Raw genomic sequence first — 15,364 nt, forward strand, 5'->3', positions numbered from 1 at the left:
AGCCTTCGTACCTCATACGTGCTTGCGGCCGCAGGCTTCGCGGAACCAACTGTCGGGATAAGGATACCACCAGTCCTGGATCGCCGGCTTGTGGTCGATGATCACCATCTTCGAGCGGCGGAAGGCATCGAGCCCCTGGCGGCCGAGTTCGCGGCCAAGGCCCGATGCCTTCCAGCCGCCGAAAGGCAGCGCGTCATTGTCGATCAGCGGATTGTTGACCCAGACCATGCCGGCTTCGAGCCGCTCCGCAGCCTCATGCGCTTCGGCAAGATCGGTGGTGAAGACCGAGGCGCCGAGCCCGAACGGGCTGTCGTTGGCAAGCGCTATCGCCTCGTCGAAATCCTTGACCCGACAGATCGCGGCGACCGGCCCGAAACACTCTTCGCGCACGATCGCCATATCAGGGGTGACGCCGGTCAGGATCGTCGGCTCGTAGAACCAGCCGACATTGTGCGCCGGCGGAATGCGCCCGCCGGTGACCGCCTTGGCGCCGTTACCGATCGCATCGTCGACCAGCCGCATGACTTTTGCCCGCGCCGCCTCGCTGACCAGCGGTCCGATCTCGGTCTTGTCGAGGCCGTTGCCGATGCGCAGCGCACGTGTCTTCTCGGCAAACAGCTCGACAAAGCGATCGTGAACGGCATCGACGACGAAAAAGCGTTCGGCCGAGGTGCAGACCTGGCCCGTAAGATGGAATGCGGCAGTGACGCTGCCGGCGGCTGCGACGTCCAGCGGGGCGTGTTGGCTGATGATCAGCGGATCGCTGCCGCCGGCCTCGATGACGCAAGGCTTCATGCGCTCGGCGCAGGCGACGGCGACGGCCTTGCCGGCGGCAACCGAGCCGGTGAAGGCGACCGCGTGGGTACGGTCCGAAGCGATCAGCGCCTGCGCGGTGGCCGCCCCGCCGGGCAGGCAGGACACCAGGCCCTCCGGCAAGGAGCGGAACGCGGCCATGTAATCCAGCGTCGACAATGTCGTCGCTTCGGCCGGCTTGATCACGCAGGCGTTGCCGGCGGCGAGCGAAGCGGCGACGGTCCAGCACATCAGCAGGATCGGAAAATTGTAAGGCATGATATGTACCGACGTGCCGTAAGGCTCGTAGCGCGCGTACTGGAACGAACCGGCCTGCGTCGTGCCGGCGATCTTGCCGGCATCGTCACGCGCCATCTCTGCGTAATAGCGGAAGATCGGTGCGCAATTGGCGATCTCGCCGATTGCTTCCGGATAGGGCTTGCCCATCTCGCGCACCATCAGCTCGGCGCAGTGCGTGAAGTCGGACGCCTCGATCGCATTGGCGACTGCGTGCAGCTGCTTGGCACGGCTCTTGGCGTCGAGCTTTTTCCAGGCCACCTGCGCCTTGGTCGCCGCGGTCAGCACGGCGTCAATCTCGCCGTTGGTTGCAGCCGCGATCGCGCCGACGGTTTCCAGCGTCGCCGGGTCGATCACCGGCTTTCTTGTGCCGGCCATCGGCCGGTAGTCCGGATTGACGAAGAAAGCCGGCCGGTCAGCGAAGAATTCCATGGTCTTCCTTTCAGACCCGCTCAGCGGATCATGTAGACCTTCTTGATCGTCTCATGGACGGTGCAGATGCCTTTCCAGTCCTGCGGAAAGAATGCCGCCGTGTCCGGCTCGATCTCGATCACCTCGCCGGATTCATGCACATAGGTGCAGCGTCCCTCGAGGAAGTGGCAGAACTCGTCGCGGGTGACGTGGCAGTGCCATTTGCCCGGGGTGCAGACCCAAAGCCCGCATTCGGAGCGGCCCTCCGGTCCCTTGTGCAGCAGCTTGCCCGAGGTGCGGGATTCGCCCTCGATCATGGTGGGAATGACGCCCCAGTCGACGAGGTCGGTGATAGCGAGCGGCGATTTCATGATCGGTGTCGGCATGTCGTGAAACTCCAGTGCGGCAGGTTGTTTGAGCATGATCTTTTCCGGAAACCGATTCCCGCTTAGGCCAGCATGTAGACGTTGCGGATGGTCTCGTGGACGGTGCATTCACCGGCCCAACCGGCCGGGAACATGACCACCGTGGCGGCGGAGACCTCGATGACCTCGCCGTCGTCCGACCTGTAGGTCGCGCGGCCGGCAACGAAATGGCACAATTCGTCGCGCGGAATCGCCAGCCGCCAGCGGCCGGGCGTGCAGACCCAAATGCCGGATTCCGGCTGGTTGTTCGGTCCCTTGTGGGCGAGCCTGCCGGTGGAGTGGGACGCGCCTTCCAGCGCGTCGGGCTGGGCGCCCCAGTCGACAAGGTCGGTGCGGGTCGAGGCCTGGTGGAGATGCGGCGCGGAGGAGGTCATGCGGGTGCTCCGGTTCGACGCTCATTTTCGAGATGGCTTCGCTCTACGGCGCCCCCCTCTGTCCTGCCGGACATCTCCCCCTCAAGGGGGGAGATTAGCAGCTTCGGCGCCCTGTTCACTCCTGCGATGTTGGTGATTGGCGAAAGCCGAGGTGACATCCAATCTCCCCCCTTGAGGGGGAGATGGCCGGCAGGCCAGAGGGGGGTGCCTTGGCTCCGCACGTCAAACATCGCGCTCATAGAAGTTGCTCCAACAGCCCCGCCGCTTTCTCCGGGCCGTTCTGCGACTGCATCTGCGCCGAGGTTTTCGCCAGCTTGGCCTTCATCTTGGGGTCCGTCAGGCAGGTTTCGATCTTCGCGATCAGCGCGGCGTCGCTCCAGTCGTAGCGCGGCATGCCGAAGCCGTGGCCGGTTTCCTCGACCCGCGTCGCGTTGTCGTGGCCGTCCCAGACATAGGGCATGATGATCGCCGGCTTGCCGAAATAGAGGCACTCGGTGAATGAGTTGTTGCCGCCATGGTGGATCACCGCATCGACCTGCGGGATGACCGAGGGCTGTGGAAACCAGCTCTCGACGATGACGTTTTCGGGCACTTGCGCGTACTGGTCCTTGTAGCCGCCGACATTGACCAGCGCGCGGTAGCGCGTCTTGCCCAAGGTTTCGATAATGCGCTTCAGCAGATCGACATCGCCGGCGCCAAGGCTGCCGAAGGAAACATAGAGCAGCGGCCCGTCATTATTCTTCTCAAAAGTCGGCACGGTGTAGGGCTTCTCCTGCCGCACGCAGCCTTCCAGATACTGGAATTTTGCCGGGTCGAGCGGATGGCGGCGCTTGAACTTTGCCGCCTCGGGATAGAGCAGCAAATTGAGGTAGGGCGAGGCCTCGAAAAACTGGCCGATCGGATAAGGCGCTTCGTTGTTGGCAATCAAGAACGCGTTGAAGTCGTCATGGATCGGCTTGATGACCGTGTTGAAATGGTCGCGATAGCGCTGATGGCAGGCGTGGTCGTTTTCGCCGCAGCCGGACAGATGCGGCGGGATATCCTCGTCCTCGATCTCGTTCTCCGAGCAGGAGATGACGCGCACCCATGGCTTGCCATACTGCTTGATCGCCGGGAACAGGATGACGTTGTCGACGCAGATGACGTCGGGCTTGATCGTCGCAAGCACACCGGGCAGGTCCTTCTCAGCCCATTTGGCGCTGTCGACGATCGCCGTCCAGCAATCCTTCACGTAATTGTCGACCTGGTCGTAGGGCGATTTGCGGAAGTTCGGGATGTGGCCGTTGATGAAGTCTTCCCAGAACTTGGCCATCTGTTCGGGCGGCATCGGTTCGGACAGGTTCACCGGATGAGCCTCGAAGCCGTAGCCCTTGTAGACGTCGACAAAGCCGGGATCCGACAGGAACACCGCTCTGTGGCCGCGCGCCTCGACTGCCTGGGCGATGCCGACGGAATTGAGCGCCGGGCCATAGGCCGCTTCCGGAAAAAACGCGATCGTCTTCTGCGCCATGAAAGCTTCTCCTTCGATCAATCTGCGAAAATTCTGACGTCGGCGGCATCCCAGCCGAGCTCGACTGCATCGCCTGACGAGACCGGGCGCCGGTCAGCGGCGTCGGCGGTGACGCGCACCAGGAACGGCTTTGGCGACAGAGCGGTGCGGACATGCAGCTGCAGGTCGAGCCCCTGATAGGCCAACGCCTCGACGGTGCCGGCAACACGGTTGGCCGTTTCTGGCGACGGGAACAGCCGGATGCGTTCGGGCCGCACTGATGCGACCGCCGCAGCGCCGGGGATAAGTGTTGCGGGAACCCGGCCTGATATCCGCGCGCCGTTGGCCGCCAGCACGCCGTCGCCGGCAGCCTTGCCCGGCACAAAATTCATCACGCCGATGAAGTCGGCAACGAAACGATCGGCCGGATACTCGTATACCGCGTGCGGTGTATCGCATTGCAGCAGCTTGCCGTCCCTGAGCACGGCCATGCGGTCGGCCATGACAAGCGATTCTTCCTGGTCATGGGTGACGATGACGAAGGTGATGCCGACCTCGTGCTGCAGGCGCTTCAGCTCCAACTGCATGGCGCCGCGCAATTTCTTGTCGAGCGCGCCGAGCGGCTCGTCGAGCAGCAGCAGCCGGGGACGCTTGACCAGCGCGCGGGCAAGCGCAACCCGCTGCTTCTGGCCGCCCGACAATTGCTCCGGCTTGCGGTCGGCGAAGGCAACGAGCTCGGTCGTCGCCAGGATGGCGTCGACACGGGAGCGGATTTCCTTTGCCGGCAAGCGTTCCATTTCGAGGCCGTAGGAAACATTGGCCCTGACGCTCATATGCGGAAACAGCGCATAGGACTGAAACATCAGATTGACCGGCCGCTTGTTGGGCGGGGTCCTGGCGATGTCGCGGCCGTCGAGCAGGATGCGCCCGTCATTGGGCGTCTCAAAGCCGGCCAGCATGCGCAGCAACGTGGTCTTGCCGCAGCCCGAAGGTCCGAGCAGGGCGAAGAACTCGTTCTCGCGGATATCGAGCGAAATGCCGTCGACGGCGGTCACCCGGCCGAAATTTTTTGACACCTTGTCGATCGCCAGCAGCGTGCGGGGCTCGCTCATTGGCCGATCACCCCGCGGTTGAGCCGCTGCGACAGGGTCAGCGCTGTGATACTGACCGCCATGACGATGGTCGCCAATGCATTGATCTCCGGGGTGATGCCGAAGCGGATCATCGAGTAGATCTGCATCGGCAGCGTGGTCGAGGCACGTCCGGCGCCGGCGGTGAAGAAAGCGATGATGAACTCGTCGACCGAAAGGGTGAAAGCGAGCAGCGCACCAGCGACGACCGCAGGCAGGATGACCGGCAATGTCACCCGCCGGAAGGTGGTGAGCGCGGAAGCGCCGAGATCGGCGGAAGCCTCGACGATCGACCAGTCGAAGCTCTTCAGCCGCGCGCGCACCACCGAACAGACGAAGGCGAGATTGAACACGACATGGGCGAGAATGATGGTGTGCAGGCCCAGGGTGAAATCGAGCATGGAGAAGAAGCTGAGCAGCGCGATCGCCAGCACGATGTCGGGAATGATCATCGGCGCAAAGATCAGCGCCTCGAGGCCTCTTCCATACTGCCGGCGCATTTCGACGCCGATGGCCAGCAGCGTGCCGAGCAGCGTGGCGATTGCCGTCGAGACAAGCGCCACGATCAGCGTGTTAAGGGCGGCGGAAAGGATCGCGGCGTTTCCGGCGAGCGAGGCATACCATTTCAGCGAAAAGCCCGACCAGACGGTCGGCAGCCCGCCTTGGTTGAAGGACAGCGCCACCAGCACGGCGATCGGGATGTAGAGAAAGGCGAAGACGAACGAAAGCACGAGCCAGAGCGTGCGACGCGTGGCAGGGGAGCGTTCAGCCATCCGCGCCTCCTTTCGCTTCGGCGATACGGCCAGCGGCGCGATCTGCGGCCAAAGCCTGCGCGGTCAGCACCAGCAGCATTATAGCGATCAGCGCCATCGCCAGCGCCGCGCCGAAGGGCCAGTCATTGGCGGTCAGGAACTGGTCGTAGACGAGATTGCCGATCATCTGGAAGCGGCCGCCGCCGAGCAGCGCCGGCGTGACGAAATTGCCGATCGACAGCACGAAGACGAAGACCGCCCCGGCGGCAATGCCGGGCACCGTCAACGGCAGGATGACCCGGCGAAATGTTGTCATGGCCGAGGCGCCGAGATCGCGCGAGGCTTCAGCGAGCTCCGGGTTGAGCCGCGACAGCGGCGCGTAGCAGGCCAGGATGACGAAGGGCAGGTAGTTGTAGACCAGGCCGGCGATGACGGCGCCTTCGGTGTAAAGCATCGACGGCGGCTCGCCGGTGTAGCCGAACCAGCGCAAGAGCTGCGTGATCAGACCTTCGCGGTTGAGCAGCACGATCCAGGCGTAGGTGCGGATCAGGTAGTTGGACCAGAACGGCAAGACAGCGAAGAACAGGAACACCGGCTGCCACCGGCGCGGTGCTGCCGCGATCGCATAGGCCGCGGCATAGCCGATCACCACCGCGATCAGCGTTGCCGTGCCGGCGATGCGTGCCGAATTGAGAAAGATGCCGGCATAGAGCGGATCGAACACCAGCCCGAAATTCTCCAGCGTGAAGGTGTATTCTATGCCGCCATAGATGCCGCGCCGGAAGAAGGCGAGCGCCAGCACCAGCGCACATGGCACCACCATCAAGGCAGTGAGCCAGGCCAGCGCAGGCGCCATCAGCAACGAGGAGCGAAATCTGGTTTGGGACACGATTGCGATACCGCACTCAGCGGCCGGCGGCGGAGGCCCGCCGTCGACCGCGATCTCTGACTTTAATGCCGGTTACTGCGCGGCCTTGATCTCGCTGACGATCTTTGAATAGTCGCGCTGGGCGTCGCCGACGTCACGCAACTGCTCGAACTTGACGAGCTCGGCCACCGGCATGCCCATATTGGGAAACTTGGCAAGGAAATCGGCCGGCAGGCTTTCCATGGCCGGCTTGTTCGGCACCTTGTAGTCGATGTTCTGGGCCGCCCAGCCGTGGTTCTTGGCGTCCAGCATGAAGTTGATGAATTGGAACGCGGCGTCCTTGTTGGCTGACGCCTTCATCACCACCATCGTGTCGACCCACAGGTCCGAACCCTCCTTGGGGATGACGTATTTGATCTCAGGCTTCTCGGCGATGCCATAATTGCACCAGCCATCCCATGCCTGCACCATCAGCGCCTCGCCCGAGACCAGCTTCGAATAGAAGGTGGTATCGTCATAGGCGAGCAAGGTCTTCTTGGCCGAGATCAACAGGTCCTTGACCGCGGCGAGCTTGGCTGGATCGGTCTCGTTGACCGAATAGCCCTTGGCGAGCTGGCCGGCGGCAAGCAGCCAGCGGTCTGTCGCCAGCATGGTGGTCTTGCCCTTGAGCGCGTCGGATGGGGCGAGAAGATCGTTCCAGCTGGTCGGCTCGGTCTTGACCAGATCTGAGCGGTAGCAAAGGCCGGTCGTGCCCCAGGTGTAAGGCACGGAGAAATTGTTGCCGGCGTCGTGCGGCAGCTTCGCCGCCTCGGGATAAAGATTGGCGAGGTTGGGGATCTTGGCGTGGTCGATCGTCTCGATCAGGCCGAGCTTGTTCAGCACTTCGGCGAAGGGCGAGGAGACGAAGACCACGTCATAGCCCTTGCCGCCCGAAGCGACGAGCTTGCCCATGATCTCCTCATTGGTGGCGTGGACGACGACCTCACCGGAAACGCCGGTCGCGGCCTTGAAGGCGGCCATGGCATCCGGCGCCATGTAGCCATCCCAGTTGGAAATGACGAGGTCGGCGGCAGAAGCCGGCGCCGACAGCGCCAGGGCGAGGCCAAGCGCAATCGAAGATATCTTTAACGGATGGCGCAGGCGGGTTGAGGCGGTCATGACAGACTCCCATTCTGGTTGATCGTCGAATTCAATCAATCGTCGGACCAGCGCTTGCGACCATGCCGCCGCTTCGATCCTGTTCCCCGGTCTTTTTATTGCCGATTGACCTGACAGTACTATTGCAGAAAAAAGTACGTCAATCCATAATTTGGAAAATCGCTGCGAAACCTGGCCGATTGTGTCTGCAAGGGCGATCGGTCAAGCCGCAGCGGTCAAGTCCGTTCATGAGAAATCGCCATGCAAGCCGCTGCCAGACGACCGCGCACCAACCATCTCGATCTCGCTCAGCGCATCCTGGATGTGGCCCGGCAACGCGGCTTCGAAGCCGGTGCTCATCTTCCGGAACAGCAGATCGCGTCTCTCTGCAACGTTTCGCGGACTCCGGTGCGGGCCGCATTGCGCCTGCTCACCGAAAAAGGCGTCGTGCGCTGGGAGGCTGAATCGGGCTACCGCCTTGCGGTGGACCTAACCAGCCAGGCGACTCTTGCCACCGATCTGCCTGTTACCGAGGAGGACGAGCTCGCGGAGATGATCCTGCGTGATCGGTCGGCGCGCCGGCTTGATCAGACGGTGACCATCGGCGCGCTGATGCGGCGGTATGATGCCGAGCGGAAGACGGTACTAAAAGCGTTAAAGAAACTGACAGATGAAAATCTTCTGGACCGCGCGCCGGGTCAGTCCTGGCTGTTCAGGCGGGCGCCCGATGATCCGGAGGCACAAGGGGAAAGCTACGAGTTCCGCCTGCTGCTCGAACCTGCCGCCATTCTGGCGCCTGGCTTCCGGCTGGACGGGACCCGCGCGGCGGCGTTGCGCCAGGGCATGGAAGCACTGCTGTCGCTGCCCGATGCCGCATTCGACACCAAAGAGTTCCAGCGCCTGGACATCGACTTTCACGGCCTAATCGCCGATGGCGCCGCCAACCGGTTCGTCACCGACGCGCTGTCCGACCATCTCAGGCTGCGCCGGCTGCCAGGGACCTATGCCGGCGTCAACGTCTTCCGGCTGAAGCAGTCGCTGCGCGAGCACCTGACCATACTCGACCAATTGGAAAGCCGGCAGTATGAGGTTGCGGCCGACCTGCTTCGCGTCCACTTGCGGCTTTCCCGCAGCCAGCGGCCGCAGGCGGCCAGTCGCGGGGCCCCCGCATTGTTCGGCATGATCAGCCGGCCGGCTTGACGAGGACCATAGTGACGCGCAAAGCCAGCCCGACCATCGCGCTGTTTCCCGAAGCGAGCTTTGGCGCGGCGCTCAATTGCGTCGGCATCGCGCAGGCCTTGCGCGCTCGTGGCGCCCGGCCGGTGTTCATCTGCCATGCCGGCTTCTCCGGCGTGTTTGCCGACTATGGTTTTCAGGAATACCAGTTGCCGACCGACGAGCCGCTGACCGACAGCGAACGCCAGAGCTATTGGCAGGCTTTCGTGCGCCGGCATCTGCCGCATTTCAGGCTGAGCCCGATCGACCAGCTCGAGACCTACGTCGCCCCGACCTGGGAAGCGATTGTCGATACCGCCGTCAATGCCGAGGCGCCGCTGCGCCAATTGCTGGCGCGGCTGAAGCCGGACGCGGTCGTGCTCGACAATGTCATCATGTTTCCGGCGCTGGCTTCCGCCGGCTGCCCATGGGTGCGCGTCGTCTCCTGCGCCGAGACCGAGTTGCCCGACCCCGATGTGCCTCCCTATCTGTCCGGTCTCGCCGCCGACGATCCGAGCCGCGCGGCCTTCGAGGCCCGCTATCTGGCAGCGGTCGCTCCGGCCCATGACCGGTTCAACCGGCTTCGGGCGGATGCCGATCTTGCGTCCTTGCCGAAGGGTCTTTTTCTCGAAGCTTCGCCCGACCTCAATCTGCTGCTGACCCCGACGATCGTGCGGCGGGAACGCGCCGAGCCGCTCGACCCGGCCCGCTTCGTCTATCTCGAAGGCTGCGTCCGCTCGGAAGGGCCGTTCGATGTGCCGGTGTTCCCGCGTAATGACGGGCCGCTGGTCTATCTCAGCTTCGGCAGCCTGGGCGCCATGGATGTCGGGCTGATCGAGCGCATGCTCGCCGTGTTCGACCGGCTTCCGGCCCGCTTCATCGTCAATGTCGGCGGTCTGCGCGACACCTATCGCGCGGTTCCGGACAATGTCTATCTCGATGCCTGGTTTCCGCAGCCATCGGTTGTTGCGAAATCCGACCTCTTCATCCATCACGGCGGCAACAACAGCTTTTGCGAAGCGCTGCGTTTCGGCGTGCCGTCGCTGATCATGTCCTATTGCTGGGACGGGCACGACAATGCGCAACGTGCCGAGGAAACCGGCGTCGGCCGCCACCTCAGCCGCGATGGCTGGAGCGACGATGAACTTGAAAATGCCATCCTTGGCCTAATGGCCGACGGCGAAATGCGCTTTCGTCTCAAGGAGAATGCGGCCACCATGGCACGGGCGCCGGGAACGGACGCCGCCGCCGAAGCCATTCTCGCCCTTGTAAGGACGTGACCTGATGCTCAAGACCACAACAACGGATGCACCGCAAATGACCCCAATGGAGGATCCGAAGGGATGGCTGGAGCAGCAGGGGATCAGGGAAGTCGAGTGCCTGGTGCCGGACGTGAATGGCGTGTTGCGCGGCAAGACCTTGCCGACGGCCAAGCTGCTGAAGTCACTCGAGGATCGCGCGCTCTATCTGCCGAGCAGCGCCTTCCTGGTCTGCATCGACGGCCGCTATTCCGGTTCCAACGACGAGGGTTTTGGCTATCAGGACCCCGATATGCGGATGGTGCCGGATGTCGCGACGCTCTGCCTTGCGCCTGGCGCCGGAGCAGGCAGGGCCTATGTCTTTGCCGATGCGTTTCACATGGACGATCGGCCGTGGATGGCCTCGCCGCGTCATGTCCTAAGGGCCGTGCTCGATCTTTATCGCCAGCGCGGATGGCGGGCGGTAGTCGCGCCGGAACTCGAGTTCTACCTGACCGCGCCCAATCCCGATCCTGATCGGCCGCTGACAGCACCAGTCGGGCGCAATGGCCGCTCCGAAACCGTGCAGCACCCCTACGACATGGCGGCGCTGGAGGAGTTCGAGCCGGTGGTTCAGCGACTCTACGACTACGCCGCAAAGGCCGGGCTGCCGCTCGACACCCTGATCCATGAATCGGGCACGGCGCAGCTCGAGATCAATTTCCTGCATGGCGACGCGCTGCCGCTGGCCGACAAGGTGCTGCTGTTCAAGCGGTTGACGCGCCAGGCCGCACAGGAATTCGGCATGCATGCAACCTTCATGGCCAAGCCGATCGCCGCACAAGCCGGCAGCTCCATGCATCTCCACATGTCGGTGATCGACGAGGCCGGGAATACGCTGTTTGCCGGGCGTGATGATGCCGACACCGAGATGTTCGGGCATTTCATCGGCGGCCTGCAGAAATACATTCCCGAGGTGATGCCGCTGTTTGCGCCGAACGTGAATTCGTTCCGCCGCATCCGGCCCAATCACAGCGCGCCGGCCAACATCGAGTGGTCGCATGACAACCGCTCCTGCGGCCTGCGCGTGCCGGCCGGTGGGCGCGCCGCTCGTCGGGTGGAAAACCGGCTGCCCGGCGCCGATTCCAATCCCTACCTGGCGATTGCCGGCTCTCTGCTCTGCGGCTATCTCGGCGTCGAGGAAAAGCTCTCGCGCTCGCCAGAGGCATCGGGCAACGCATATCGCAGCAAGAGCACGCTGCCGAAAACCATGGAGGAGGCGCTCGACCGTTTCGCCGCGTGCAGTCCGGTCCGGGAGTTGCTCGGCGAGGATTTCTTCCAGACCTACCTGCGCGTCAAGAGCGTCGAGCTCGACCTGTTCCAAAGCGTCGTCACGAGCTGGGAACGCGATCATCTGCTGCTCAAGGTGTGATGATGGGCTTCAATTCCGGCCTGGATATTGGCAAGTCCTACTACGTCGCGACGGCCAATCCGGCGCTCGATCAACCGGCGCTGCAAGGCGACGTTGACGCCGATCTGGTGGTGGTCGGCGGCGGCTGCACCGGCCTGTCCGCGGCTCTTCATGCCGCCGAACGCGGGCTGAAGGTGGTGCTCTTGGAAGGCGGAAAGATCGGCTGGGGCGCGTCCGGGCGCAATGGCGGCCAGATCATCCCCGGCCTGCGCAAGGGCGCCAAGGGTCTGGTCAAGCTCTATGGGCCCGAACGGGCGCGGGCGCTGTTCGATCTCGCCTTCGAGGCGCGCGGGCTGGTGCTCGACCTGATCGAGCGCCACGCCATCGATTGCGACCTCCGGCTGACCGGCCACCTCGCCGGTGCGGTCAATAGCTCCGACCTGCGCGACCTCGAAGAAGAGGCCGAGTGCCTTGCCACCGTGATGAATTTTCATGACATCGAGATGCTGTCGGCGGCGCAGGCGCGTGGAATGGTGAACACGCCCTATCACGGCGCGATGTACGAGAAGCTCGGCGGCCATATGCATCCGCTGAACTACACGCTGGGTCTTGCCCGTGCGGCGGCAGCGGCGGGCGTCACCATCCACGAAAATTCGGTGGCGCTGCGGCTGGAGCGGCAACCTTCCATCATGGTTTCGACGGCCAAGGGCTCGGTCCGGGCCAAGCATGTCGTGCTGGCTGGCGACGCCCTGCTCCAGGGGCTTGAGCCGCGCGTCAACAGTCGCATCATGCCGGTCGGTAACTACATCATCGCGACCGAGCCGCTGGACGACACGAGCGACGTCATTCCAAGCAATGTGGCCGTTTCCGACACGCGCTTTGTCGTCAACTACTATCGGCTGTCGGCAGACGGGCGCCTGCTGTTCGGCGGCGGCGAGCGCTACACGCCGTCACCGCCCGCCGACATTGCCGGCTTCGTGCGCCCGCATATGGAAAACACCTTTCCGCAATTGCGCGGCCGCCGCATCGATCATGCCTGGGGCGGGCTCGTCTCGGTGACGACATCGCGCCTGCCGGATGTCGGCCACTATGGCGAGGTCTATTTTGCGCATGGTTATTCCGGCAAGGGCGTGATCCTGTCGACGCTGTCGGGAAAGCTGCTCGCCGAGGCGATCACCGGCGACGCTTCGCGGTTGGATCTGTTTTCGACGCTGAGGCCAATGCCGTTTCCTGGTGGCACGGCGCTGCGTGGTCCGCTTTATGTGCTTGGCATGCTCTGGTACGCCATGCGCGACCGCATCAAGCATTGAGCGAAAGCGAGCGGGCCGTAGCAGGCGGCGCACGGGGGAACGTAAAAGAGGAAGCTGCATAGATGGCCGAAGCCTATATCTGCGACTATATCCGCACGCCGATCGGCCGCTTCGGCGGGGCGCTGTCCTCGGTCCGAGCCGACGATCTTGGTGCCATACCCCTGAGGGCGCTGGTCGAGCGCAATCCCGGCGTCGACTGGGCTGATATTGACGACGTCGTCTATGGCTGCGCCAACCAGGCCGGCGAAGACAATCGCAATGTGGCGCGCATGGCGCTGCTGCTCGCCGGACTGCCCAAGGAGGTTCCCGGCTCGACCGTCAATCGCCTCTGCGGTTCGGGTATGGATGCGGTGGTCATCGCCGCGCGCGCTATCAAGGCGGGCGAGGCGGAGCTGATGGTCGCCGGCGGCGTCGAATCGATGAGCCGCGCCCCCTTCGTCATGCCCAAGGCGGAGACGGCGTTTTCGCGCAATGCCGAGATCTACGACACCACCATCGGCTGGCGTTTCGTCAATCCGTTGATGAAGAAGCAGTATGGCGTCGATTCGATGCCGGAGACCGGTGAGAATGTCGCAAAAGAGTACGCCATCTCCCGCGCGGACCAGGATGCCTTCGCCCTGCGCAGCCAGGACAAGGCGGTCGCCGCGCAAGCCAATGGCCGGCTGGCGAAAGAGATCACTCCCGTAACGATCCCGCAGCGCAAGGGCGATCCGGTTATCGTCTCGAAGGACGAGCATCCCCGCGCGGGCACGACCATCGAAGCACTGGCGAAATTGCCGACGCCGTTCCGGCAAGGCGGCACGGTCACGGCCGGCAATGCGTCGGGCGTCAACGACGGTGCCGCGGCGCTGATCGTCGCCTCGGAAGCGGCCGTAAAGAAATATGGCCTGACGCCGATCGCCCGCATTCTAGGAGGCGCGGCCGCCGGCGTGGCGCCGCGCATCATGGGTATCGGCCCTGTGCCGGCGACGCAGAAGCTGTGTGCCCGGCTCGGCCTGAAGCCGACAGATTTCGACGTCATCGAGCTCAACGAAGCCTTTGCCTCCCAGGGCATCGCCGTGCTTCGCCAACTCGGCATTGCCGAGGACGCGGAACACGTCAATCCGAATGGCGGCGCCATCGCGCTCGGCCACCCGCTCGGCATGTCGGGTGCGCGCATATCAGGCACCGCGGCGCTGGAGCTTCGCGAGCGCGGCGGCCGCTATGCGCTCGCCACCATGTGCATCGGCGTCGGCCAAGGCATCGCCGTGGCGCTGGAGGGGCTATAAAACGAGATCAGGCGCCGGCCGCGGCTTGCCATGACGGGCGGCCGGCTGCAGCTTCCCGGCAAATTTGACCATGTGGACAAAGGTCGGACGCCGTTCCATAGTTCCCTCGCTGATAATTCAAAGAAACAGCCGGCTCGACACGGCGTCAATCAGAGGGGCATGCAATGGAAAATGGGAAGAGCAAAATCCAATCGAAACGCGAAGGACTTTCGCGACGCGATGTGCTGGAGCTGGGCGCGCTCGGCCTGGCGGCAGCCATGCTGCCGGGCAGTGCCTTGGCGCAGGACAAGAAGCTGAAGGTGGCGGCGATCTTCGCCACGCCGATCGAGGAGCCATGGGACCACCAGATCCATGTCGCCCTGCAGAGGGCCGAGAAGGAACTCGGCATCGAATACAAATGGTCGGAGAAGGTGCAATCGGCCGATTTCAGCCGGGTCATGCGCGAATATGCGCAAGGCGGCTATGAGCTGGTTCTCGGCGATGCTTTCGCCGCCGAGCGCGAATCCCGCCGAACCGCCAAGCAGTTCCCGAAGGTCGCCTTCCTGTTCGGCTCCGGCGCCGGGCCGGCTGAGCCGAATTTCGCAGTCTTCGACAACTGGATCCACGAGCCGGCCTATCTCTCCGGCCTGATCGCCGGAAAGATGTCGAAATCAGGCACGATCGGCGCCGTCGCGGCGATGGGCATTCCTGAGGTCAACCGGCTGGTCAACGCCTTCTTCGCCGGCGCCAGGGAGGTCAATCCGGATATCAAGAGGAAGGTCGCTTTCATCGGCTCTTTCTTCGACCCGCCAAAGGCGAAGGAAGCGGCTATCGCCCAGATCGACGCCGGCGTCGACGTGATCTATGCCGAACGCTTCGGCGTCATCGAAGCGGCGGTCGAGAGGAAAATCCTCGCCATCTCCAACATGTCCGACCAGTCGAGCCTCGGCCCGGACACGGTGATCACCGGCCCGGTATGGGACATGTATCCGACGGTCGAGCACGCGATCAAGCTGGTCAAGGCGGGTGTCTTCACCGCGCAGGATTACGGCGATTTCTCGCGCATGGCCAAGGGCGGCTCCTTTCTGGCGCCCTACCACAAGTTCGACAAGACGCTGCCTGCTGACGTCAAGGAGCTGGTCGAGAAGAGGAAGGCCGAAATCCTAGACGGCAATTTCCGCGTCGATGTCGACGAGAACACGCCGGTTTCGGATTAGAGCGCTGTCTTTTTTGGGGATCTGGCGCTTGTCGCACCCCCCTCTGGCCTG

The 15,364-nt window shown here is 63.6% G+C and carries 14 protein-coding genes; 6 read left to right on the forward strand and 8 right to left on the reverse strand.

The annotated features are described in order from the left end of the window. Window positions 1-12: 12 nt before the first annotated feature. The 8 genes from EOC94_RS00215 to EOC94_RS00255 all read right to left on the reverse strand — a co-directional run bounded on the left by EOC94_RS00215 (window position 13) and on the right by EOC94_RS00255 (window position 7,696). On the reverse strand, window positions 13-1,521 hold the full coding sequence (locus tag EOC94_RS00215) for an aldehyde dehydrogenase family protein (protein ID WP_127288261.1): 1,509 nt from the start codon (window positions 1,519-1,521) through the stop codon (window positions 13-15). Between the two features lie 20 nt (window positions 1,522-1,541). Continuing rightward, a complete protein-coding gene (locus EOC94_RS00220; RefSeq protein WP_127288579.1) occupies window positions 1,542-1,886 on the reverse strand; it encodes a cupin domain-containing protein in 345 nt (114 codons plus the stop codon). Window positions 1,887-1,948: 62 nt separating this feature from the next. Beyond that, entirely contained in the window at window positions 1,949-2,299 is a 351-nt protein-coding gene (locus EOC94_RS00225; RefSeq protein WP_127288262.1) for a cupin domain-containing protein, read from the reverse strand. A 235-nt stretch (window positions 2,300-2,534) separates the two neighbouring features. Next, on the reverse strand, window positions 2,535-3,809 hold the full coding sequence (locus tag EOC94_RS00235; protein ID WP_127288263.1) for a glycosyltransferase: 1,275 nt from the start codon (window positions 3,807-3,809) through the stop codon (window positions 2,535-2,537). A 17-nt stretch (window positions 3,810-3,826) separates the two neighbouring features. Continuing rightward, the gene (locus tag EOC94_RS00240) at window positions 3,827-4,900 is read right to left on the reverse strand and encodes an ABC transporter ATP-binding protein (RefSeq protein ID WP_127288264.1); all 1,074 of its coding nucleotides are present in this window, start codon (window positions 4,898-4,900) and stop codon (window positions 3,827-3,829) included. Further along, complete coding sequence (locus EOC94_RS00245) at window positions 4,897-5,691, reverse strand: ABC transporter permease (RefSeq protein ID WP_127205290.1); 795 nt, start codon at window positions 5,689-5,691, stop codon at window positions 4,897-4,899. Before EOC94_RS00245 ends, EOC94_RS00240 begins: the two co-directional genes overlap by 4 nt. After that, window positions 5,684-6,526 carry an ABC transporter permease gene (locus tag EOC94_RS00250; protein ID WP_127288581.1) on the reverse strand — a complete coding sequence of 281 codons (843 nt, stop codon included), beginning with the start codon at window positions 6,524-6,526 and terminating at the stop codon, window positions 5,684-5,686. Before EOC94_RS00250 ends, EOC94_RS00245 begins: the two co-directional genes overlap by 8 nt. A gap of 105 nt (window positions 6,527-6,631) precedes the next feature. Further along, window positions 6,632-7,696: a spermidine/putrescine ABC transporter substrate-binding protein gene (locus EOC94_RS00255; RefSeq protein ID WP_127288265.1), complete on the reverse strand. Its 1,065-nt coding sequence runs from the start codon at window positions 7,694-7,696 to the stop codon at window positions 6,632-6,634. 240 nt (window positions 7,697-7,936) lie between these two features. On the opposite strand from EOC94_RS00255, the gene EOC94_RS00260 reads away from it, so the two are divergent. The 6 genes from EOC94_RS00260 (at window position 7,937) to EOC94_RS00285 (ending at window position 15,313) form a co-directional block, all read left to right on the forward strand. Beyond that, window positions 7,937-8,875 (forward strand): GntR family transcriptional regulator, encoded by a 939-nt coding sequence (locus EOC94_RS00260; protein ID WP_126104399.1) that lies wholly within the window; start codon window positions 7,937-7,939, stop codon window positions 8,873-8,875. A gap of 11 nt (window positions 8,876-8,886) precedes the next feature. Continuing rightward, window positions 8,887-10,170, forward strand: a complete 1,284-nt coding sequence (locus EOC94_RS00265) for a glycosyltransferase (RefSeq protein ID WP_126104400.1) — start codon at window positions 8,887-8,889, stop codon at window positions 10,168-10,170. 37 nt (window positions 10,171-10,207) lie between these two features. Beyond that, on the forward strand, window positions 10,208-11,560 hold the full coding sequence (locus EOC94_RS00270) for a glutamine synthetase family protein (protein WP_127288266.1): 1,353 nt from the start codon (window positions 10,208-10,210) through the stop codon (window positions 11,558-11,560). Further along, window positions 11,560-12,849, forward strand: coding sequence for an FAD-binding oxidoreductase (locus EOC94_RS00275; protein WP_127288267.1), 1,290 nt, complete (start codon window positions 11,560-11,562; stop codon window positions 12,847-12,849). The genes EOC94_RS00270 and EOC94_RS00275 overlap by 1 nt, the downstream gene beginning before the upstream one ends. A 62-nt stretch (window positions 12,850-12,911) precedes the next feature. Next, the gene (gene pcaF / locus EOC94_RS00280; protein WP_127288268.1) at window positions 12,912-14,117 is read left to right on the forward strand and encodes a 3-oxoadipyl-CoA thiolase; all 1,206 of its coding nucleotides are present in this window, start codon (window positions 12,912-12,914) and stop codon (window positions 14,115-14,117) included. A gap of 164 nt (window positions 14,118-14,281) precedes the next feature. Further along, the gene (locus EOC94_RS00285; protein WP_127288269.1) at window positions 14,282-15,313 is read left to right on the forward strand and encodes a BMP family protein; all 1,032 of its coding nucleotides are present in this window, start codon (window positions 14,282-14,284) and stop codon (window positions 15,311-15,313) included. The last annotated feature ends 51 nt before the right edge of the window (window positions 15,314-15,364 follow it).

The organism is Mesorhizobium sp. M6A.T.Ce.TU.016.01.1.1, from assembly GCF_003997065.1.
Classification (GTDB): Bacteria; Pseudomonadota; Alphaproteobacteria; order Rhizobiales; family Rhizobiaceae; genus Mesorhizobium; species Mesorhizobium mediterraneum.